The organism is Hafnia sp. CBA7124 (genome assembly GCF_002355555.1).
GTDB classification, from domain to species: domain Bacteria; phylum Pseudomonadota; class Gammaproteobacteria; order Enterobacterales; family Enterobacteriaceae; genus Hafnia; species Hafnia alvei.
Genome location: NZ_AP017469.1, coordinates 3,763,463 through 3,786,168, shown reverse-complemented (window position 1 = coordinate 3,786,168; position 22,706 = coordinate 3,763,463). Strand labels below are relative to the sequence as shown.

At 50.3% G+C, this 22,706-nt stretch carries 17 protein-coding genes, 1 other RNA gene and 1 pseudogene; 12 read left to right on the top strand and 7 right to left on the bottom strand.

The window, feature by feature from the left end; all coding sequences use genetic code 11:
- Positions 1-251 precede the first annotated feature (251 nt).
- From CPY98_RS17310 to mtgA, 4 genes and pseudogenes are all read left to right on the top strand, one after another.
- Complete coding sequence (locus CPY98_RS17310; protein ID WP_096388497.1) at positions 252-1,154, top strand: TIGR01212 family radical SAM protein; 903 nt, start codon at positions 252-254, stop codon at positions 1,152-1,154.
- Positions 1,155-1,616: 462 nt separating this feature from the next.
- Positions 1,617-4,038, top strand: a pseudogene (arcB, locus tag CPY98_RS17300) (aerobic respiration two-component sensor histidine kinase ArcB).
- A gap of 309 nt (positions 4,039-4,347) precedes the next feature.
- Positions 4,348-5,001, top strand: a complete 654-nt coding sequence (elbB, locus tag CPY98_RS17295; RefSeq protein ID WP_043489311.1) for an isoprenoid biosynthesis glyoxalase ElbB — start codon at positions 4,348-4,350, stop codon at positions 4,999-5,001.
- A 32-nt stretch (positions 5,002-5,033) separates the two neighbouring features.
- Positions 5,034-5,735 carry a monofunctional biosynthetic peptidoglycan transglycosylase gene (gene mtgA, locus CPY98_RS17290; protein WP_231899472.1) on the top strand — a complete coding sequence of 234 codons (702 nt, stop codon included), beginning with the start codon at positions 5,034-5,036 and terminating at the stop codon, positions 5,733-5,735.
- Positions 5,736-5,806: 71 nt separating this feature from the next.
- Here the strand turns inward: mtgA and dolP are convergent, their stop codons facing one another.
- From dolP to CPY98_RS17270, 4 genes are read right to left on the bottom strand one after another with little or no spacing between them, the layout of a single operon-like run.
- The gene (dolP, locus tag CPY98_RS17285) at positions 5,807-6,403 is read right to left on the bottom strand and encodes a division/outer membrane stress-associated lipid-binding lipoprotein (protein WP_025801151.1); all 597 of its coding nucleotides are present in this window, start codon (positions 6,401-6,403) and stop codon (positions 5,807-5,809) included.
- Positions 6,404-6,413: 10 nt separating this feature from the next.
- Complete coding sequence (gene diaA, locus CPY98_RS17280) at positions 6,414-7,004, bottom strand: DnaA initiator-associating protein DiaA (RefSeq protein WP_025801152.1); 591 nt, start codon at positions 7,002-7,004, stop codon at positions 6,414-6,416.
- Positions 7,005-7,043: 39 nt separating this feature from the next.
- The gene (locus tag CPY98_RS17275; RefSeq protein ID WP_043489315.1) at positions 7,044-7,454 is read right to left on the bottom strand and encodes a YraN family protein; all 411 of its coding nucleotides are present in this window, start codon (positions 7,452-7,454) and stop codon (positions 7,044-7,046) included.
- Positions 7,412-9,457 carry a penicillin-binding protein activator gene (locus CPY98_RS17270; protein ID WP_096388495.1) on the bottom strand — a complete coding sequence of 682 codons (2,046 nt, stop codon included), beginning with the start codon at positions 9,455-9,457 and terminating at the stop codon, positions 7,412-7,414. Before CPY98_RS17270 ends, CPY98_RS17275 begins: the two co-directional genes overlap by 43 nt.
- A gap of 62 nt (positions 9,458-9,519) precedes the next feature.
- Here CPY98_RS17270 and rsmI point away from each other — a divergent pair, with 62 nt between their 5' ends.
- Positions 9,520-10,389 carry a 16S rRNA (cytidine(1402)-2'-O)-methyltransferase gene (rsmI, locus tag CPY98_RS17265; RefSeq protein WP_040046162.1) on the top strand — a complete coding sequence of 290 codons (870 nt, stop codon included), beginning with the start codon at positions 9,520-9,522 and terminating at the stop codon, positions 10,387-10,389.
- A gap of 25 nt (positions 10,390-10,414) precedes the next feature.
- An RNA gene (rnpB, locus tag CPY98_RS17260) (RNase P RNA component class A) lies at positions 10,415-10,792 on the top strand.
- A gap of 60 nt (positions 10,793-10,852) precedes the next feature.
- Here rnpB and CPY98_RS17255 read toward each other — a convergent pair.
- The gene (locus CPY98_RS17255; protein ID WP_046448682.1) at positions 10,853-11,554 is read right to left on the bottom strand and encodes a YtjB family periplasmic protein; all 702 of its coding nucleotides are present in this window, start codon (positions 11,552-11,554) and stop codon (positions 10,853-10,855) included.
- Between the two features lie 111 nt (positions 11,555-11,665).
- Here CPY98_RS17255 and serB point away from each other — a divergent pair, with 111 nt between their 5' ends.
- The 4 genes from serB (at position 11,666) to CPY98_RS17235 (ending at position 17,756) form a co-directional block, all read left to right on the top strand.
- Positions 11,666-12,643, top strand: coding sequence for a phosphoserine phosphatase (gene serB / locus CPY98_RS17250; RefSeq protein WP_025801157.1), 978 nt, complete (start codon positions 11,666-11,668; stop codon positions 12,641-12,643).
- Between the two features lie 185 nt (positions 12,644-12,828).
- The gene (radA, locus tag CPY98_RS17245; RefSeq protein WP_025801158.1) at positions 12,829-14,211 is read left to right on the top strand and encodes a DNA repair protein RadA; all 1,383 of its coding nucleotides are present in this window, start codon (positions 12,829-12,831) and stop codon (positions 14,209-14,211) included.
- 86 nt (positions 14,212-14,297) lie between these two features.
- Positions 14,298-15,539, top strand: a complete 1,242-nt coding sequence (gene nadR / locus CPY98_RS17240; protein ID WP_096388494.1) for a multifunctional transcriptional regulator/nicotinamide-nucleotide adenylyltransferase/ribosylnicotinamide kinase NadR — start codon at positions 14,298-14,300, stop codon at positions 15,537-15,539.
- Positions 15,540-15,986: 447 nt separating this feature from the next.
- Positions 15,987-17,756: a DUF3300 domain-containing protein gene (locus tag CPY98_RS17235; protein ID WP_096388493.1), complete on the top strand. Its 1,770-nt coding sequence runs from the start codon at positions 15,987-15,989 to the stop codon at positions 17,754-17,756.
- Positions 17,757-17,801: 45 nt separating this feature from the next.
- On the opposite strand, the gene CPY98_RS17230 is transcribed toward CPY98_RS17235, so the two are convergent.
- Positions 17,802-18,803: a zinc-binding alcohol dehydrogenase family protein gene (locus tag CPY98_RS17230; protein ID WP_096388492.1), complete on the bottom strand. Its 1,002-nt coding sequence runs from the start codon at positions 18,801-18,803 to the stop codon at positions 17,802-17,804.
- A gap of 117 nt (positions 18,804-18,920) precedes the next feature.
- Here CPY98_RS17230 and CPY98_RS17225 point away from each other — a divergent pair, with 117 nt between their 5' ends.
- Positions 18,921-19,826, top strand: a complete 906-nt coding sequence (locus CPY98_RS17225; RefSeq protein WP_096388491.1) for a LysR family transcriptional regulator — start codon at positions 18,921-18,923, stop codon at positions 19,824-19,826.
- A 182-nt stretch (positions 19,827-20,008) separates the two neighbouring features.
- Here CPY98_RS17225 and ettA read toward each other — a convergent pair whose 3' ends face one another.
- On the bottom strand, positions 20,009-21,676 hold the full coding sequence (gene ettA, locus CPY98_RS17220) for an energy-dependent translational throttle protein EttA (RefSeq protein WP_038502471.1): 1,668 nt from the start codon (positions 21,674-21,676) through the stop codon (positions 20,009-20,011).
- A 563-nt stretch (positions 21,677-22,239) separates the two neighbouring features.
- Here ettA and cspA point away from each other — a divergent pair.
- A complete protein-coding gene (gene cspA / locus CPY98_RS17215; RefSeq protein ID WP_025801164.1) occupies positions 22,240-22,452 on the top strand; it encodes an RNA chaperone/antiterminator CspA in 213 nt (70 codons plus the stop codon).
- Positions 22,453-22,706: the final 254 nt, after the last annotated feature.

Genomic DNA, 22,706 nt, shown 5'->3' with positions numbered 1-22,706 from the left:
GTATTGTAAAATTAAGTTTTCGCGTTGGTTATCACTATTTTTCATCTCAGCAACATCATTGTGTCAGCAGCTTGAAAATAATAAGAATTCTTCATTATCGATGGATTGAATTTATTATCATTAATAGTGATTTTTTATTCTAGATGGTGATGGGGGATGGGATTGATCTCTATCAGCGCAGGCTATCGCGGTATGCGGTAGGATCTGCGCCCTCAGTTTTTTCGTGATGTGTACAGGCGACCTCCTAGATTATGCAGTTGCAGCAACTCGTGAATATGTTCGGTGCCGATCTTCAGCGCCGCTATGGTGAAAAAATTCATAAACTTACCCTTCATGGCGGTTTTAATTGCCCAAATCGTGACGGCACTTTAGGGCGCGGTGGCTGTACTTTTTGCAACGTCGCTTCATTTGCCGACGAACAAATGCAGCGCCAGAATATTGCTGAGCAGCTTGCCGCGCAGGCACGCAAGGTAAACCGAGCGAATCGTTACTTGGCTTATTTTCAGGCCTATACGAGTACTTATGCAGAAGTCTGTACGTTGAAGAACATGTATGAAGAGGCATTGCAGCAGGCAGATATGGTTGGGATTTGCGTGGGCACTCGCCCAGACTGTGTGCCGGATAGCGTGCTGGATTTGCTGAGCGAGTACCGCGATAAAGGCTATGAGGTGTGGCTCGAGCTTGGCTTGCAGAGCGCACAGGATAAAACCCTAAAACGCATCAATCGCGGGCATGATTTTGCCTGTTATCAAAAAACCACGCGTGCAGCGCGTGAGCGTGGTTTGAAAGTGTGTAGCCATCTGATTGTTGGTTTGCCCGGCGAAGCGAAAGATGAATGTATGCAGACGCTGGAGCGTGTGGTTGAAACCGGTGTGGACGGAATTAAGCTGCATCCGCTGCATATCGTTACCGGCAGCACCATGGCGAAGGCTTGGCAGGCGGGGCGCTTACGTGAACTCCCGCTGGAAGAGTATGTGAACATCGCGGGAGAAATGATCCGCCATACGCCGATGGATATCGTCTACCACCGCATTTCCGCCAGCGCCCGCCGGCCAACGTTGCTAGCACCGTTATGGTGCGAGAATCGCTGGACGGGAATGGTGGAGTTAAATCGCTATATGCTGGAGTTTGGGGGGCAGGGTTCAGCATTGTAATTATTATTCCCTCACCTCTAATATTGCCACATCCCCCTCCCAGCCTCCCCCTTGTTAGGGGGAGGAGCCGATCGAGATTCATACAAACATCACCGAACGGTTCCCTCCACTGCGAAGGGGAGGGTTAGGGTGGATAAATATCAGACTGCCCCCTCCCAGCCTCCCCCTTGTCAGGGGGAGGGGCTGAGCGAGATTCATATAAACATCGCCGAACAGTTCCCTCCACTGCGAAGGGGAGAGTTAGGGTGGATAAATATCAGACTGCCCCCCTCCCAGCTTTCCCCTTGTCAGGGGGAGGGGCCGATCGAGATTCATATAAACATCACCGAACAGTTCCCTCCCCTGCGAAGGGGAGGGTTAGGGTGGGGGGCTGTTAAGTAATCCATACTCCTTTAACTCCAATCTCCCTTAACAATCGTTTTACGGTATGATTTAAAAGACCGTAATCCAAGGGAGTTGCACATGAAGCAAATTCGGGTATTAGCCCAGTACTACGTCGATTTAATGGTAAAACTGGGGCTGGTGCGCTTTTCCATCCTGTTGGCTTCGGTGCTGGTTATATTAGCTATCGTGGTGCAGATGGCCGTCACGATGCTTTTGCGCGGGCAAGTTGAGAGTATCGACGTTGTCCGCTCGGTATTCTTTGGTTTGCTGATCACGCCATGGGCCGTGTATTTTCTTTCCGTTGTCGTGGAACAGTTGGAAGAGTCACGCCAACGCCTGTCTAAATTAGTGAATAAGCTGGAAGAGATGCGCTATCGCGATCTTGAGCTTAATCAGCAGCTAAAAAATAATATCGTTCAACTGAATCAGGAAATCGCCGAGCGCGTTAAAGCTGAAGAAGCGCGTTTGCAGGTGCTCGATACTTTGCAGCATGAAATCGATCAGCGTGAACAAGCGCAAATCGAACTAGAACAGCAGTCGGCGCTGCTACGCTCTTTCTTGGATGCTTCGCCCGATCTGGTTTACTACCGTAATGAAAATGAAGAGTTTTCCGGCTGTAACCGCGCCATGGAACTGTTGACAGGCAAGAGTGAAAAACAGCTGATTGGCTTACAGCCGGGTGATGTTTACGATGAAGATATCGCCAAGAAAGTGATTGAGACCGATGAGAAAGTTTTCCGCCATAACGTCTCGCTGACCTATGAGCAATGGCTCGTTTATCCTGATGGACGCAAAGCCTGCTTTGAGCTGCGCAAAGTGCCGTTTTATGATCGCGTCGGCAAGCGCCATGGCTTAATGGGCTTTGGCCGAGATATCACCGAGCGTAAGCGTTATCAGGATGCGTTAGAAAACGCCAGCCGTGACAAAACTACCTTTATCTCCACCATCAGCCATGAGCTACGTACCCCGCTGAACGGTATCGTGGGACTGAGCCGCATTTTGCTCGATACCGAGCTGAACCAAGAGCAGCTTAACTACCTTAAAACTATTCATGTGAGCGCCATTACCCTCGGCAATATTTTCAACGACATTATCGAAATGGATAAGCTGGAACGACGTAAGGTTCAGCTTGATAACCAACCGATAGATTTCACCGGCTTCCTGACGGACTTAGAGAACCTCTCTGGGCTGCTGGTGCAGCCGAAAAAACTGGACTTCACTTTAGAGCCACAGCCTAATTTACCGCATAAAATTTTGGCAGACGGCACACGGCTGCGCCAAATCCTGTGGAATCTGATCGGTAACGCGGTCAAGTTTACCCAGAAAGGCGGCGTAAACGTGAAAGTGTGGCGTGAAAACGATGGGAAATTGTTCTTTGAAGTGAAGGACAGCGGCATCGGTATTCCGCAGGATGAACAAGATAAAATCTTTGCCATGTACTATCAGGTGAAAGATCAGAATGGTGGTAAACCCGCAACGGGCACCGGTATTGGTCTTGCGGTTTCCAAGCGTTTAGCGCAAAACATGGGCGGCGATATCGTGGTTCGCAGCACGCCGGGGGAAGGGTCATGCTTCACGCTCTCGATTGATGCACCTGTGGTGGAGGAGGCGCTATCACCACAGCCGGAAGATGCTGAGTTACCGCTGCCAGCGCTGCATGTGCTGTTGGTGGAAGACATTGAATTAAACGTTATCGTGGCGCGTTCCGTGCTGGAAAAACTAGGCAATAGCGTTGATGTTGCGATGACGGGACAACAGGCGTTGGATATGTTTACGCCGGGTGAATACGATCTGGTGCTGCTTGATATTCAGTTGCCAGATATGACGGGGTTGGATATCGCTCGCAATTTATGTGAGCACTATGATGATTTGCCACCGCTGGTGGCGTTAACTGCTAACGTGCTGAAAGACAAGAAAGAATATCTTGATGCTGGCATGGATGATGTCTTGAGCAAACCGCTATCGGTTCCGGCTCTAACCGCCATGATCAAGAAGTTCTGGGATGAAGCGCCGAAGGCTAAGGAGAAAAAGGTGGAGAGTAAAAAAGTGACTCACAATACCGAAGACCTTTTAGATACTGACATGCTGCAACAGTACATTGATTTAGTCGGGCCGCAACTCATCTATCAAAGCGTTGAGATGTTTGAAAAAATGATGCCAGGCTATTTGGCGGTTCTTGAGTCCAATATGACCGCTCGCGATGAGAAAGGCATTACTGAGGAAGGTCACAAGATCAAAGGCGCTGCGGGGTCGGTCGGTTTACGCCATTTACAGCAGGTTGCTCAGCAGATCCAAACGTCATCATTGCCTGCATGGTGGGACAACGTTCAGGAGTGGGTTGATGAGCTCAAACATGAATGGCGTCATGACGTGAAAGTGTTGAGAGATTGGGCGGATAAAGCGACCAAGAAATAGAAAAAATGACCCCAGCCTAGGCTGGGGTGCGCAACGACTGCGCCAACACCAGGGAAACAGGGTGTCTACGCTTAAGTTTTTCTAAAGGTATTGCCTTGAAGCAATTGCGTAAACATAACTTATGAGTTTTACGCGAAGCCGAACCAACATACCAACATGTTTTACTGCGTGTTAGTTGATTCATTAAAATGTGTGATGCAGCCTAGTGTTTCCTAATACAAACGTTTTAAGGATTGACTTAACTCTAGATAGTTACTAGGAAAATTCCAGTAAAAATGTTCCTTTGCATTGAGAAAAAGCAAACTGTTAAATGTTTCTAATGCTTAGCATGCATACCTTTAACTTTGTTAAGTGTTGAATAAGTATGCTGAGTCACCATTTTTTGGAGAAAGAAATGAAAAAAGTCGGTGTGGTTTTGAGTGGCTGTGGTGTTTTTGATGGTGCTGAAATTCATGAGTCGGTTTTAACTCTGCTAGCCTTGGATCGCGCAGGCGCTCAGGTTCACTTTTTTGCTCCGGATAAGCCTCAAATGCACGTGATTAATCATCTGACCGGTGATGAGAGCCACGAAAGTCGCAATGTGTTAGTGGAATCTGCGCGTATCGCACGAGGTGATATCAAACCGCTTTCCCAAGCTAACGCAGAAGAACTCGACGCGTTGATCGTTCCCGGTGGTTTCGGCGCGGCTAAAAATCTGAGTACGTTTGCCGTGCAGGGCGCTGAATGTTCCGTTGATGCCGATCTGCAACGGTTGGTCCAGCAGCTGCATCAGGCGGGTAAACCGCTGGGCTTTATGTGCATTGCACCAACCATGCTGCCTAAATTGTTAGGCGTGCATACGCGTTTAACGATTGGCAACGATCCTGATACCGCTGAGGCCATCGATAAGATGGGTGGTGAACACGTTGTTTGCCCGGTGGATGACATCGTGGTTGATTTAGAGCAGAAAGTTGTCACAACACCTGCCTATATGCTCGCAAACTCTATCAGCGAAGCGGCAGCAGGGATTGATAAACTGGTTGCGCGGGTACTGGAACTGACTGAATGAAGAGGCGGCACGGGCAGGGAAATGGCTTGTTGATGCGACTGCGCTTTTGGGCGGTCAGAGCAGTTCTCGCCGTGGTTGGTGTGTGGGCTGCGGGGATTGTTATCTTTGCTTTTTTGCCAGTTCCATTTTCCGCGGTGATGGTTGAGCGCCAGTTGGGCGCTTGGCTTAGCGGCGATTTCGGCTACGTTGCCCATCAAGACTGGGTGCCGATGGATGAAATTTCTCCCTATATGGCGTTAGCCGTGATTGCGGCTGAAGATCAAAAGTTTCCTCAACATTGGGGCTTTGATCTCGGCGCGATTGAATCTGTCATCGATGGCGGCGACAAAGGGGATAAGCCCGTGCGCGGCGCATCAACGATTTCTCAGCAAACGTCTAAGAATCTGTTTTTATGGGATGGCCGCAGTTGGGTGCGTAAAGGATTAGAGGCTGGGTTGACGCTGGGCACCGAAGTGGCGTGGACTAAACGCCGCATATTAACTGTCTATTTGAATATTGTGGAGTTTGGCCCCGGCGTGTTTGGCGTTGAAGAAGCTGCCAGACGCTATTTCCATAAACCGGCCAGTCGCCTTACTGCATCTGAAGCCGCTCTTTTAGCCGCCGTATTGCCTAATCCGCATCGGTTTAGTGCCAAGGCACCTTCAGGCTATGTTTTACGACGCCAGCAGTGGATTTTACGCCAAATGAGACAGCTTGGTGGTGAAGGTTATCTGAAACAGAATAAGCTGTATTAGGCTTGAGTTAACAGAATCAATAAATAAAAAACCCCGTATCAACGGGGTTTTTTATTATGGCCTTTTGGGTGTTACTTCAAAACGGTAAATGCCGTCGTAACATGTTTAACGCCGCTAACCTGACTGGCGATTTTCGCCGCTGCTTGGCCTTCTTCCTGCGTGACCAAGCCCAGCAGGAACACTTCACCATTTTCCGTCGTTACTTTGACGTTAGAGGATTTAACCGCATCGCTGGTTAACAGCTGAGAGCGAACCTTCGTCGTGATCCATGTATCGCTTGAGGCTGTCCCCAAGCTCACCGGTTTGCCGGTACGAATTTCGTTGTAGACCGATGTTGTACCGTCAACGCCCATGGCTATCTGTTTGGCGCGAGCGCCGAGATCTGCCGTTGGTGCCTGACCGGTTAAGAGAACGGTGCCTTGATAGGCGGTAGCAACAATACGCGCTTCTTTCTTCAGCTGTGCATCTTTGCCTAGCGCATTTGATACGCGAGCTTCGAGCGTACCATCATCAACCTGTGTCCCTACGCTGCGGGGATCGGTGGCGGTTTTCGTGGCCACGGCAGCACTGCCAACAACGGCAGCGGCGATACATCCCTGGAGCAATAGCGCACTCACTACAACAAATGCGATAGGAAAACAGCGGGTGAACGGGGAACGCTTAGTCATCGAGACTCCTTCAATCATCCTGATGGGGGAACAACGTATTATCAATTAAGTCACAAAGGCAGTTAACCGTAAGCATATGCATTTCTTGTATGCGTGCGCTGCGGTGTGAAGGGATGCGGATTTCCACATCCTGCTGACCAAGTAAACCGGCCAGTTCGCCGCCGTCATAGCCTGTCAGTGCCACAATCGTCATATCGCGGGTTACCGCGGCTTCTACGGCTTTCACGATATCGCGGCTATTCCCGCGCGTTGAAATTGCCAGTAACACATCACCTGCATGGCCGAGTGCACGAACCTGTTTGGCATACATTTCATCATGCAGGCGATCGTTGCCTATGGCAGTTAAGACCACGTTATCGGCATTTAGTGCAATCGCCGGTAAACTTGGACGCTCGGTTTCGTAACGGTTGATCATGCTGGCGGCAAAATGCTGGGCGTTTGCGGCAGAGGTGCCGTTACCACAGCAGAGTATTTTATTGCCGTTCAGTAATGACTGTACCAGCGTCATTGCTGCACGCGAAATAGCGTCAGGCAAGGCTTCAGCCGCAGCAATCTGAGTTTGAATACTTTCTGTAAAACAGCCTTTGATTCTTTCCAGCACGGTAAAATTGTCCATTGGTTCAAGGCGCGGCGGGCGAAATTATTCGGCCGCTGCAAATGCGTTTGGCAACCATTGTAACTGGCTACCGGTGATTGCCAAAACATCAAAGCGACAATCCGTGGTGTCGAAGCTGCCACCGCGTTCCGTCAACCAGATTGCTGCGCTGTGCAACAACCGGCGTTGCTTGGTGTAACTGACTGACGCAGCCGCGTCGCCATAAAGAGAGGTGCGACGATAACGAACTTCAACGAAAACCCACGTTTCGCCATCGCGCATAATAAGATCTAACTCGCCGCCACGTAGCGTGACGTTAGCGGCGTAAAAATGAAGCCCGGCACGTTCAAGATATTGGCGCGCAATCATTTCATACTGCGCACCAATTTGGCGTCGGTCTACTTTTTTCCTACTTATTGCATCGGCACTATGCTTCCTGCACGGTACTGGAGCCATGGCAACTTCCTGTTGATGACGCAGTTGCTGTCTGCACTGAGAACACCGGTGGAGCCATTCAATTGGAAACCACCAATCTGGCGCATCTGCGAGAAGTGATTTGCCAGCACCCAAGCATCGGCCCCCATGGCATACAGACGAACCAGAGAGTAGTCATTTTTGAACTGAGCTGCGGCTTGCTGCAACAGCGCTGGGTTACTTCCAGCCAGCAATGGAATATCGCTGAACTGCAATCCGTCCATTTCTAAACGGAAATCAGGGCCAGAACCCGCTTGGTAGCTACGTGAGCTCGCGTACAGGCCTAATCCGCTATGCGAACCGTTAGCCAGATCAATCATCGGCTTAATTAGCGTTAGTTCTGCAGGCGTGGCGATAATGTATACCGCATCGACTTTACCGCTGGAGGTAGAAACGGCACCCGCATCAGCCGGAGGCGCAGGGATAGTTAAACCCGCGATGGTCACGGATTGAGGCTGTGAGGCTGAGGCCACCATCACGGGCTGCCCAGTCATGCGAATGCCTGTGCCGCCGTTAATTGACTGACGCAGTTCACCCGTTGAGCCAAAGCCTTGTTGTAACACGGTTGAACCACCCAGTTGCTGCCATTCCTGCGCAAAGGCTTTCGCTACGCGATCGCCTAATGAGCCACGTGGGGTCAAAATGAGCGGAGTACGTTTGCCTTGCTCCCAAATATGTTTAGCCGCGTCGCGTGCTTCATTTTCAGGAGACAGCGCGAAGTAGCAGATATTGGGATTGTTTTGCACCTGTTCTGGCTGATTCAGCGCCAGTACATTTAACGGAGTGCTGCCAGCGGAGAGCTGATCCACGTTTTCTTTCAGCAGTGGGCCAACGACTAACGTCGCACCGTCTTGCTTAGCCTGAGCGAGCAGGGCGGGTAGTGGCTGAGAGCTGGTGTCATACACTTTAATCTGCGCATTGCTGGCAGACGGCGGCACGATAGGGGCAACAGGCATGCCGTCAGCGTCGGTTTGCGCGGCTGCTGGTGCAGCTTCTGCAACGGATGCGGCTCCACTGGTGCTAACTGCGCCGTTAGCATTAGGATCGGTGCTGGTTGGCTGGGCTGCGTTGGCATCGTCTGGAGCCGCCGCTGGCTGTGGCTGACTTGGCGCACTTTGGGTGATAACGCCATTTTTAGCGGCGTTAAAACCTGCTTGGATCGCGTTAGCGAAAACCTGTGCCTGACCGTTTAGCGGTAACAACAGGGCAACGCTTGAGGTTGATGCCTGTTTGAAATTCAGCACGTTATCCAGCGCGGTTGGTAAGACTTTGGAGGCCGGATTGTTTGGATAGCGAGTTTGCCAATCTTTGATCGCGGCTTTCAGCAGGCTTGGATCTTGTTTGTTGTCTTGATACAGGCGCAGCAAATCCAGCCAGCCTTGCAGAATATTTTCGTCGGCGTTAATCACCAGACTATTCAGATCGGCCTGCGTTAGCTGAGTTAATGCAGCCCAAGTGCCATTGATATTTTGCAGACGCTGTTTGTCATTGAGCAAAGGTTCTTGAGCAATATAGGCGCGAATAACCGGCAGTGAGGCTTTGCCTTGGCTGGCGTCGATAACCGCTTGGTAGTAGCGGGCTTTCTGGCTATTTGAAAGCGAGTCGACGTTTAACTTGGCTAAAATCGCCGAAGCGTTAGGCATGTTTTTTTGCGCGATGCTGAGCTCAGCGCTAACTAACTGCTGTTCCTGACGTTGGACATCAGTTAGCTCTTGCGGTAGTTTGCCCAGCAATTCCGCCGCTTGTGGGAGCTTTCCTTCGCGGATCAGGGAACGAATGGCGAGTAATTGCCAGTCAGCCTTGTTATCATCGCTGCTCTGCTGCATTTGTTGCAGATAGTATTCGGATGAAGCCGATGCTTCAGCCTGAATATTTGCCGCAGGCGTCTGTGGAGCTTGTCCCGAGCACGCAGCCATTAACATAGCGGCGAGAACTACGGGGATAATGCGTCCGGACTTGGTGCGGACAATGAGTGAGGAAAGCATACTGTATCCAGTGCAGTTTTTTCAAAGATGCTCAATATTAAATCGGTAAACCGGATGAAACAATGAATCAAGACGATCAAGCTGTAATTTCTGCTGCAACGCTGTATGTCGTTCCTACGCCAATCGGGAATCGCGGTGATATTACCCAGCGAGCGTTGGATACTTTGCAAGCGGTCGATTTGATAGCAGCAGAAGATACGCGACACACTGGCCTACTGCTACAGCATTTTGCTATTAATGCTCGACTATTCGCTTTGCACGACCATAACGAACAACAAAAAGCAGACCAGCTTATTGCAAAACTTCAAGAAGGTCAGAGCATTGCGTTGGTTTCTGATGCGGGCACGCCGCTGATTAACGATCCGGGCTATCACCTAGTTCGCCGCTGTCGGGAAGTGGGTATTCGCGTGGTTCCGCTGCCGGGCGCCTGTGCCGCAATTACCGCGTTGTGCGCGTCTGGCATTGCGTCCGACCGCTTCTGCTATGAAGGCTTTCTGCCTGCGAAAACAAAATCACGCAAAGACACGCTTCAGGCTTTGTTAGAAGAACCTCGCACGCTAATTTTTTATGAATCAACGCATCGCTTGATTGATAGCCTGAAAGATATGGTTGAAGTCATGGGGCGCGACCGCTACGTGGTGTTAGCGCGTGAGCTGACCAAAACGTGGGAAAACATTCACGGTGCGCCAGTCGGTGAGTTACTCGACTGGGTATTGGAAGATGATATGCGTCGCCGCGGTGAAATGGTGCTGATCGTCGAAGGCCATAAAGCCGATGAAGATGCATTACCAGCCGATGCGCTGCGTACATTAGCACTGCTGCAAAAAGAGCTGCCGTTGAAAAAAGCCGCCGCTTTAGCCGCCGAAATTCACGGTGTGAAGAAGAATGCGCTGTATAAATACGCGCTTGAGAATGCAGAGGGTGACAAATAGGGCGTAATGCCCTATTATCCGCCGCGGAGTTGACTAGACAGTCGCCGCTTCATTGCCGTCCCCTTCGGGGAGACAGATGGAGGGGAGGAAAGTCCGGGCTCCATAGGGCAGGGTGCCAGGTAACGCCTGGGAGGCGCAAGCCTACGACAAGTGCAACAGAGAGCAAACCGCCGATGGCCCACGCAAGTGGGATCAGGTAAGGGTGAAAGGGTGCGGTAAGAGCGCACCGCGCGGCTGGCAACAGTCCGTGGCATGGTAAACTCCACCCGGAGCAAGGCCAAATAGGGGTTCACATGGTACGGCCCGTACTGAACCCGGGTAGGCTGCTTGAGCCAGTGAGCGATTGCTGGCCTAGACGAATGACTGTCCACGACAGAACCCGGCTTACCGGTCAACTCCCTCATTCGTTAAAAAGCCCCGCGAAGCATATGCTTGGCGGGGCTTTTTGCATTCAGAGACTTAATTACGATTTCTTCGGGTCTTTTTCCAATGTGTCAGGGCGTTCGGTGGTAGAATCATCATCGTTTTGATCGTCAGGATCTTCTTCCACCGGCGTATTTGCCGTCAGTAAATAAGTTGATTGTTGCCAACGTGAACGACGCGTTTGTAGCAGTGAGCGTGCCAAAATAATGCCAATCGCCAGCGACAGTAACATCATCAGACGCAGCAGGTTCGTGGTGTTATCCACCTGCTGAGATTCCGTGGCTAACACATGCGTATCCAGCGTTAAGCGCAGAAAGCCAATTGGGCCATCTTTAGCTTTAATCATTTGCACGATTTGGTGATTGAAATAGCTGCCAGCGCGCTTTCCATCCAGCGCCAATCTGTCACGAACGGCCACTTTCTCGCCGGAACGAGCAATCATGGTGCCATCAACGTCATACACACTGGCGTCTAAAATACGACTATGCTCTGTCAGTCGATTCAGAATCTGAGTAATTTTGTCGCCGTCGGGATCGTCATTGCCGGTATTCATCAACGGGATGAGGCGATCGGAAACCTGTTCGGCCAGCGTTTGTGCCAGTTCTTCAACCTGCTCAGAACGCGCCATTTGGTGGCTCAAACTGAAATAGGATGCTCCCTGCATCAAAAGCACCAATAAGGCCAAACAAATCAGCACAATAGCGGTGCGGTGTAGCCTGAATTTAATTTTAGCCTTAACCATAGCTAGCCCTATAAGACGTTTATCACTTTATGTTGCCAGAAGCCTTACCGATAGGATAGCTTGATGCTCGGTTTTGTGGTGGCAAATGAAGTCTTCCAAGGAGTTGTTGTTATGCCAAACAGTCTGACTTATTGCGATTTGCCAGCAGAAATTTATCGCTGGCCGGGTTTACCCCTTTCTCTCAGCGGCGACGAAGTCATGCCGTTAGATTATCGCGCAGGTCACACCGGATGGCTTCTGTATGGACGCAATCTGGATAAGACCGCGCTATGCGCCTTCCAGCGCCGCCTTGGTGCAGCCATGGTGGTGGTGACGGCATGGTGTATTGAAGATTATCAGGTGATCCGTTTAGCGGGGAACCTGCCGTCGCGGGCGAAAAAGCTGGCCGATGAGCAAGGGCTGGATATTGCTACGCTAGGTAAAATTCCGCATCTTCGTACGCCCGGTTTGTTGGTGATGGATATGGACTCCACCGCGATTCAAATTGAATGCATTGATGAAATTGCGAAGCTGGCCGGTGTGGGCGAAGAGGTTTCTGAAGTCACCGAACGTGCGATGCGCGGCGAATTAGACTTTAAAGCCAGCCTGCGTGAGCGTGTCGGTAAGCTTAAAGATACCGATGTTTCGGTGCTAGAAACGGTGCGCTCTTCGCTGCCGCTAATGCCTGGTTTGACGAGTTTAGTGCGTAAACTTCAATCGTTAGATTGGCATGTGGCCATTGCCTCCGGTGGTTTTACCTATTTTGCCGATCACCTGCGCGATCGTTTTGATTTGGTGGATGCGGTGTCTAATCATCTGGAAGTTAAGGATGGTAAACTTACCGGCAAAGTGATCGGCCCGATTGTGGACGCTCAGTACAAAGCCGAGACACTGATAAAACTCGCCGAGAAATTGGAGATCCCGCTGTCGCAAACCGTTGCGATTGGCGATGGTGCCAACGATTTAAAAATGATTCAGGCGGCAGGATTAGGTGTGGCGTTTCATGCGAAGCCGAAAGTCTATGCTCAGGCCTCGGTGGCTATACGTCATGCTGATTTGATGGGCGTGCTGTGCGTGCTGAGTGCGAGTTTGAAGCACGAGGAGCGGTAATTTTCCGCCCTTTCAGCCTCCCCCTATCAGGGGGAGAAACGCACGGTGTATCTTCTCCTCTCTCTTTCTTATTTAAAGAGCGGAGCCATCGCTGCAAAGTCTGTATAAAAAAACAGTAATATTCTCCCATCTCCTGTTAGAATTCCCCCTATCTATTTGTGACTAAAACCGTTCTAGGAGTCTCCGTGGCGAAAGCAATTAAACGAGCCTTTGTCTGCAACGAATGTGGTGCTGATTACCCACGTTGGCAGGGGCAGTGCAGCGCCTGTCAGGCGTGGAATAGCATTACTGAAGTACGTTTGGCGGCTTCGCCTGCGGTGGCGCGCGCGGAACGGTTGTCTGGCTATGCGGGTGATGCCGGCGTTAGCAAGGTGCAAAAACTCTCGGATATCAGCCTTGAGGCGTTGCCCCGCTTTTCAACCGGATTTGCTGAGTTTGACCGCGTATTAGGCGGCGGCGTGGTGCCGGGCAGTGCGATTCTGATCGGCGGTAACCCCGGCGCGGGGAAAAGTACGTTGCTGCTGCAAACCCTGTGTAAATTATCTCAGCAAATGAAAACGCTATATGTCACCGGGGAAGAGTCGTTGCAGCAGGTCGCGATGCGAGCGCACCGTTTGGGCCTGCCCACTGAGGGCTTGAATATGCTGTCAGAAACCAGCATTGAGCAAATTTGCCTGATCGCGGAACAAGAGCAGCCGAAGCTGATGGTTATCGACTCCATTCAGGTGATGCACATGGCAGACATTCAATCGTCGCCGGGCAGCGTGGCGCAAGTGCGTGAAACGGCGGCGTATTTGACCCGTTTTGCTAAAACGCGCGGCGTGGCTATCGTGATGGTCGGCCATGTAACCAAAGACGGCTCGCTGGCGGGGCCGAAAGTGCTGGAACACTGTATCGACTGCTCCGTGCTGTTAGATGGGGACGCGGATTCTCGTTTTCGCACCCTACGTAGTCATAAAAACCGTTTTGGCGCCGTGAACGAACTGGGCGTATTTGCCATGACAGAGCAGGGGCTGCGTGAAGTGAGTAACCCTTCGGCTATCTTCTTGAGCCGTGGCGAAGAAATTACCTCCGGAAGCTCTGTGATGGTGGTATGGGAAGGTACGCGCCCGCTGTTGGTGGAGATTCAGGCGCTGGTGGATACCTCGATGATGTCAAACCCGCGCCGCGTTGCGGTGGGGCTAGAGCAAAACCGTTTAGCGATTTTGCTGGCGGTATTACATCGTCATGGTGGCTTGCAGATGGCGGATCAGGACGTTTTCGTGAACGTGGTCGGTGGCGTGAAGGTGACGGAAACCGGCGCAGACCTCGCACTGCTAATGTCTTTAGTCTCTAGCCTGCGCGATCGTCCGTTGCCACAGGATTTAGTGGTCTTTGGTGAAGTGGGGCTGGCGGGAGAAGTTCGCCCCGTGACCAGCGGTCAGGAGCGTATTTCTGAGGCGGCAAAACATGGCTTTAAACGCGCCATCGTTCCACATGCCAATATGCCGAAAAAGCCGTTGCCGAATATGCAGGTTTTTGGGGTGAAAAAGCTGTCTGACGCCTTGGATGTCTTGCAAGATTTATGATGATTACAGCGACATTTGTGCTACTTTTGTTTAGTTAACTAAACCCGTCAGTTGAATTATTTTGGGTATAAACAGAGGAAGCGCGAATGTCGCAGTTTGATTATCTAAAAACCGCCATTAAGCAAAAAGGCTGCACGTTACAGCAGGTGGCGGACGCTAGCGGAATGACTAAAGGCTACCTAAGCCAACTGCTAAACGAGAAAATCAAAAGCCCGAGTGCGCAAAAGCTTGAGGCGATTCACCGCTTCCTCGATATTGAATTCCCGCGCAAGGTTAAAAGCGTCGGCGTGGTGTTTGGGAAGTTCTATCCGCTGCACACGGGCCATATCTATCTTATCCAACGCGCATGTAGCCAAGTTGATGAGCTGCATGTGATTTTGTGCCATGACGAACCACGCGATCGTGAGCTGTTTGAAAATAGCGCGATGTCACAGCAGCCAACGGTAAGCGATCGACTTCGCTGGCTGTTGCAGACCTTCAAGTATCAAAAGAATATTCGTATTCACTCCTTTGATGAACAGGGGATTGAGCCTTATCCCCATGGCTGGAAAGTGTGGAGCGATGGCATGAAGGCCTTTATGGCAGAAAACGGGATTACTCCGAGCGTGATTTACTCGGGTGATAGCCAAGATGCGCCGGTGTATCACGAGTTCTTTGGCATGGAAACCTTGCTGATTGATCCTGAACGTTCGTTTATGAATATCAGCGGTGGGCAAATCCGCCACGATCCTTTTCGCTATTGGGACTATATTCCTACCGAAGTGAAACCTTTCTTTGTCCGCACCGTGGCGATCCTCGGTGGTGAATCCAGCGGGAAATCGACGCTGGTCAATAAGCTAGCCAATATCTTTAATACTACCAGCGCTTGGGAATATGGTCGCGATTATGTCTTCTCACACCTTGGCGGCGATGAGATGGCGCTCCAATATTCTGACTATGACAAAATTGCCTTAGGTCACGCTCAATATATTGATTTTGCAGTGAAATATGCGAATAAAGTGGCTTTTATTGATACCGACTTTGTGACCACTCAGGCGTTTTGCAAAAAATATGAAGGCCGTGAACACCCATTTGTGCAGGCGTTGATCGATGAATATCGCTTTGATCTAATTATTCTATTGGAAAACAATACGCCGTGGGTGGCTGATGGTTTACGTAGTTTAGGAACTTCGACAGAACGTCGTGAGTTTCAGGATTTGCTTGAGCAGATGCTGCGAAAAAATAGTATGGAATTTGTGCGCGTCGAATCCTCCGACTACGACGAGCGTTTTTTACGCTGCGTTGATCTGGTGAAACAGATGTTGGGAGAGCGCGGTGAGCGCTCTTAGCCCGTTTAGGGGATAATGTCTGAGAGCCACATGACTTTATTATGTGATTTATTGTTATTAAGTATGTGTTTCTCCGACAAGAAATATTCTTTATTTGAATGACTTTGTTTTTTATATTTAAATTTATAATGCTTAAGCGGCTTTATTCTGTGTTATTTGTGGTTTGAATCTGCTTGGCGTTTGTTTTCTTATTGATTAATATGTTTTTTTAATACACTTAATAGCCTTTTTTATATTGTGTGTATTAACGGCTTTATATAGACAAAAATATCTGCTTTATTTCTCCACTATTCTCTCTACTTCTCCCCCACTAACTAATTCTGCAGTGTGCTGTCATACATAATATTGAAACGGTCCATGTTAATTAATTGAGTTTCTGTGTTTGAGCGTGCGTTGTGATTAAGCGCAGCACTATGCATTCAGAATGTTGATTTCTGGAGAGTCAGAATGAATATGTCATTTAAACAGTCAGTGATTGCGCTGCTTTGTGGCGTCGGTGCGGTTGCCGTCGCGGGTACAGTATTAGTGAAAAATGGGTATATTTCGTGGCAACAGCCTCAGGCCGCACAGACTCAGTCTGAAGCGTCAACGTCGGCTGCCGTAACGAAATCCTTTACTCAACCGCAGCTTGATCAATTGGTTGCGCCAATCGCGCTTTATCCTGATCCCGTGTTGGCGCAAATTCTGATGGCATCTACCTATCCCTCTAACGTTGTTCAGGCGGTTCAGTGGTCGCGCGATAATCCAAAGGCACAGGGAGATTCAGCGGTTAAGCGGGTGGCGGATCAACCGTGGGATCCTAGTGTGAAATCGCTGGTTGCGCTGCCGCAGCTTTTAGCGTTGATGGGAGAAAACCCTGAGTGGGTGCAAAACCTAGGGGATGCCTTTTTAGCTCAGCCAGATGACGTGATGAATACCGTGCAGAAATTGCGTCAGACGGCGCAGAAAAATGGCTCGCTCACGTCGAACGCTCAGCAGAAAGTGATTATTCAGCCAGCGAATACGACTCGTATTCCCAGTAAATCAACGACCGTGGTGACGTCCCAGCCACAAACCATCATTATTGAGCCAACTAATCCGCAGGTTGTGTATGTCCCAAGCTACAACCCGAATGTGGTGTATGGCACGTGGGCTACGCCCGCCTATCCGCCGGTTTATCTACCGCCGCCTCCGGGGGAACAATTTACTAATGGTTTAGTTTCCGGCATCGGGTTCGGTATCGGAGTGGCGACCACCTATGCTCTGTTTAGCAGTCTCGATTGGCATGATGACGATCACCACCACCACGATGACGATCATCACCACGACGATGGGTATCATGATGACGGCCATGGCGGGAATTACCATCAGGGTAATAACTACGTGAATAACAGCCATGTGAATATCAACGTGAATAACTATAACCACATTACCGGCGGGAACATCGGTGGGGCGACTCAATGGCAGCACAATCCGGCTTATCGCGCCAGCGTGCCGTATCACGATCCGGCGACGTCGCAGCACTTTATTTCTGGTACAACTCAGGCCAGCGTGGGCGGCAATTCGGCCAATAAAATTGATCTCAGCTCGCTGCATCAACCAGTGGGAAATCAGCCGGTTTTATCAGGACAGACTCATTTATCGGCTAACCCAAATCTGACATCTAGCGACCCGCGCGCTAACGTACGTGGGCTTGATAACGGGGTTGCCCATATGAACAGCGCAGGCTTGCAACGTCAAAATGCAGCCGCGGTGTTTAATCGTCAAACTGGTGGGGAGTCATTGGGGCATGCGGTGGCTAATCAGCCCGAGGTGCGTCGGCAAAATGCGGAATCTGTGCTGCATAATCGTACTGAATCATCAACGCCGATGCGTGCACCCATAAATCAGCATACCGCCGTAACCAGAAACGCCGTGGAACAGCATGTTGAGCGTGTGAGCCAGCCCAATACTCAGCATGTTAATGCTTCGCCAAATAATGCGTTGCAGAATGCTTTTCAACAGCAGCAGCGGCAGCAACAGGTTCGACAACAACAAGGTCAGCAACCAATAGTACCGCGCTTTAATCAGCAGCATGAGAACCTTTTCAACGGTAACGCCAGCGGTGTACCGAATTGGCATCCGCAGCAAGAGCGTGGAAATCAAGGTCACTCAATGATGCGTAGCCTGCCGGAACATAGCGTACCAGCGCATCCGGTGATACCAGAACATAATCATTTGCAGCTACATCAGCGTTAATGGGGCATTCAGGCCTCTCCGTTGGGAGGGGCCTGAAACTATGAACTAAAACTCAATGACCATCTTGCCACGCATCCGGCCTTCGGCAACTTTGCTATGCGCCTTTTCCAAGTTTTCGATAGTGAAGCCCTGCAGCGTGTCACTGAGCGTACCCTGCAGCTTCTCCTCATCGACTAGCTTAGCCACTTGCTGAAGAATGTTGCCTTGCTCAGCGATATCTGGCGTATTGAACATGCTGCGGGTGTACATAAATTCCCAATGCAGAGCCGCACTTTTCATTTTTAATGCAGATTGATCCAGCGGCTGGCTGTTTTCTACGATGGTACAAATTTGTCCCTGTGGGGCGATTAAATCGCAGATGGCGGCCCAGTGTCCGTCGGTATCATTCAAACAGAAGATGTAATCGACCTGTTTGATATCGTGCTTGGCGAGCTCGCCTTTTAGGTCATGCCAGTCAACGGTGAGATCGGCGCCACGATCGAGACACCATTGCGCCGACGAGGCATTTGAAGCCGTCGCAATCACTTTTACTTTGGCGTTTGATGCGGCAAGTGAAATTGCCAATGAGCCCACGCCGCCTGCGCCGCCGATGATCAATAAGGTTTTGTCGGCATCAGCGTCTTGAACTTTCAGGCGTTCGAATAAGCCTTCCCAAGCCGTTAGCGTGGTTAATGGCATCGCTGCGGCCTGCGCCCAGTTCATGCTTTGTGGCTTATGTGAAACGATCCGCGAGTCGATCAGCTGCTGAGTGCTGTTACTGCCTGGGCGAGTAATGTCACCCGCGTACCAGACTTCATCTCCTACCTTGAATCCAGTGGCCTTGCTTCCAACGGCTAGCACCACGCCGCTGGCGTCCCAGCCTAATACACGCGGTTGCTCTAACCCATTTTTAATCAGGTTCTCGCGTACCTTGGTATCAACAGGATTTATCGAGACGGCTTTAACATCGACCAGCAAATCATAATCAGCTGGAGCGGAGATTTGTGGGTGAATAACGGTGAATTCTTTCGGGTTAGAAGGATCGACGGCGATAGCGGTAATAGTCATGGTAGGGCTCCCAAATAGAAACTGCGTTGAATGAAGTTAGTGTAGTTGAGCTGTTTTCTGATGATAAGATGGACAATCATTAACGCAGTGTTCTTTTATGACGAACAATGAGGCGAGATGTTTAATCAACTACAGGACATGGCGTTGTTTGCGCTGGTGGTGGAGTGCGGAAGTTTTACGGCCGCTGCACAGCGAGCTGGGCTACCTAAATCCAGCGTTAGCCAACGAGTCAGCAATTTAGAACAGCAGCTTGGCCTGCGGCTGCTAAATCGCACTACCCGGCAACTCAATCTTACCTATGCAGGGGAGCGCTATTTGGTGCATTGTCGCGAAATGATCCAAGCCGCTGAGCGCGCGGATCTTAGCTTGCAGCGCCTGAAAGAGAATCCGAGTGGACGCCTGCGGATCACTGCCCCCGCGGGGATTGCGGTGACGCTATTGGCACATGTGTGTAGTGATTTTCGGGCCAGTTATCCAGACGTAAGCTTGGAAGTTTACGTTTCAGACGTGATGAACGATCTGGTTCAGGATGGATTTGATGTCGCACTGCGCACAGGGAAACCGCAGGATTCTTCGTTGGTGGGGCGCCGTCTGGGGTATTCTCCTCGCTATCTTTTGGCCTCTCCGACTTATCTTTCGCGCTTCCCGCCGCTTGAGCATCCGAAACAGTTAGAGCAACACCAGTGTATCGCGCACCGTGCATGGCATGAGTGGGTGTTACAGCGTAAAGGGGAATTCTATCGCTGGGAGCTGCCGATGGATCATGCCGCCGATAATTTGTTGTATGTGCGTGAGTGCGTATTGGCTGGCGCAGGGATCTCATTGCTGCCCGCATTTTTGTCTCAGGATTTGGTCGATCAAGAGCGTTTGGTGCGGGTATTACCCTGTTGGGAAGCGGAGGGAAATGAGCTGTATCTGGTTTATCCAAGTCGCAAGCTGAACTCGCCGGCGCTCGACCGATTCATTGAGGTTACATTAAATCACCGCGCTTTTGCTCAATACAATCAGGCGCTACGCGATTAGTTGGCAGGCGGTGAGAGATAAAAAGGCTCCCTTTGATAGGTAATGCCGTTCGTTTAAGAGACACACCGCGGGGCGCTCCGGCAGCTAAAGCTGCTACGACCCCATCGGTGTACTTCCCCTAAAATCACGCTTAAGTGAACAGCATTACTCCTCGATAGGAGCCTTATTCACAGAGACTAAAACTATTTAGTCATCTTCTTGTACTTAATACGGTGCGGTTCTAATGCTTCAGCGCCCAGAGTACGTTTTTTGTATTCTTCGTATTCGGTGAAGTTACCTTCGAAGAATTCAACTTTACCTTCATCCTGATAATCCAGAATGTGGGTGGCGATACGGTCAAGGAACCAACGGTCATGGGAAATAACCATCGCGCAGCCTGGGAATTCCAACAGGGCGTTTTCTAAGGCGCGTAGGGTTTCGATGTCGAGGTCGTTGGTCGGTTCATCGAGCAGTAACATGTTACCGCCAACCTGCAGCAGTTTCGCTAAGTGCAGACGACCACGTTCACCACCGGACAGTTCGCCGACGCGTTTGCCTTGATCGACGCCTTTGAAGTTAAAGCGGCCTACATAGGCGCGGCTTGGCATCTCAAAGTTACCGATGCGCATGATGTCTTGGCCGTTAGAGACTTCTTCCCAAACGGTTTTTTTGTCATCCATGCTGTCACGGAACTGATCTACTGATGCCAGCACGACGGTTTCACCGAGATCGATATTGCCGGAATCTGGCTGCTCTTTGCCGGAAATCATACGGAACAAGGTAGATTTACCCGCACCATTCGGGCCGATGATACCCACGATGGCGCCTTTCGGCAGCGCAAAGGAGAGATCTTCAATCAGCAGGCGGTCGCCGTAAGATTTTGACAGGTTCTGAACTTCCAGCACTTTGTCACCCAGACGAGGTCCAGGTGGAATGAACAGTTCGCTGGTTTCGTTACGCTTTTGATACTCAACGTTGTTAAGTTCTTCAAAGCGAGCCAAACGCGCTTTACCTTTAGACTGACGGCCTTTCGCGCCCTGACGTACCCATTCCAGCTCTTTCTCGATAGATTTGCGACGAGCGGCTTCAGCCGAGGCTTCCTGCGCCAAGCGCTGATCTTTCTGCTCCAGCCAAGAAGAGTAGTTGCCTTCCCATGGAATACCTTCACCACGGTCAAGTTCGAGGATCCAACCGGCAACGTTATCCAAGAAGTAACGGTCATGGGTAATCGCCACCACGGTGCCTTCGTAGTCGTGCAGGAAGCGTTCCAGCCATGCCACGGACTCGGCGTCCAAGTGGTTGGTAGGTTCGTCGAGCAGCAGCATGTCTGGTTTTTCCAGCAGCAGACGGCAAATTGCCACGCGGCGACGTTCACCACCGGACAGGTTAGCAATCTGTGCATCCCAGGCAGGCAGACGCAGCGCATCGGCGGCACGTTCTAACTGATTATCCAAATTATGGCCGTCGTGAGACTGAATAATCGCCTCCAACTCGCCCTGTTCTTTGGCTAACTTATCAAAGTCAGCGTCTGGATCGGCATACAGTGCATACACTTCGTCCAAACGGGTCAGTGCGCGTTTCACTTCACCAACGGCTTCTTCAACCGCTTCACGCACGGTTTGGTCTGGATTAAGTTTTGGTTCCTGCGGCAGATAACCGATTTTGATCCCCGGCTGTGGGCGGGCTTCACCTTCGATTTCGGTATCAATACCGGCCATGATGCGCAGCAGCGTTGATTTACCTGCGCCGTTTAGACCCAGAACACCAATTTTGGCTCCGGGGAAGAAACTAAGGGAAATGTCCTTCAAAATGTGACGCTTCGGCGGAACAATCTTGCCGACGCGGTGCATAGTATAGACGTATTGAGCCACGGCTATATACTCCTTGATTTATAAGGGTTTTACCTCTATCTCACAGATTCATGGGCGAGAGGCGGGGCATAAGCATTTAAATGACGTTCTGTCATTGGCGCGACAGGGCATTTTATGAAGGCGGAGTTTAGCCCGTTTTCAATTTTTATCCCAGCCATCGTCGCATGACATGGGTGTTTAACGCGTAAATTTTGTCGGTTAAGTTATGCAAATATAGGGTATTTGATGTTTATTTCATCGTTCGGATAAATATTGAGTTAAGAATTTTCTTTCCTGTAGGCCGCGTCCGCGTTGGATTCTCCCCAAAATTACTACGGTTTATTCAAGAAGATTCAAAAATAGGTGTTGCTTATAAACCTAAGGCATGAGTAAATAGCGTCATCGGTTTGGAACACAGACCTTATGTGAAAGCAGTTTTAGTAAAGCAGTCCTCAGTTCAAGCGTTATCCTTAGATACCTCTTCTTCCGTGAGTCTCCTCCTAAGTGCACCCCATAAGCTAGCTCTGACGACGAACCTCGTTCGCTGCAATAATGTGGCTTAAAAAATTGAAAGGAAGTATCTAATGTCTAACAAAATGACTGGTTTAGTAAAATGGTTCAACGCTGATAAAGGTTTCGGCTTCATCTCTCCAGCTGACGGCAGCAAAGATGTATTCGTACATTTCTCTGCAATCCAGAGCGATAGCTACAAATCTCTGGACGAAGGTCAGACCGTTGAGTTCACTATCGAGAATGGCGCTAAAGGCCCAGCAGCAGCTAACGTAGTAGCTCTGTAATCTCTATAGTTTAGTATTGTTTACGATAGCGATGACGGCATAGACCTGAGCAGTTAAAGAATACTGAAAAGAAAAACCCGCCTTGAGCGGGTTTTTTTATGCCCAAAATTCACTATCCCTTTGTTTTCCCTTCTCGGTTGTTTATGTTAGTGGCTAGGCAACCTAAACGTAAAAGTTGTGAAGAAAGGCAGGGGCTAATGGAATGCTCTGCTAAAATCGCTGTCTATGAGTGGTATCGGTTTAAAGCGAGGAAA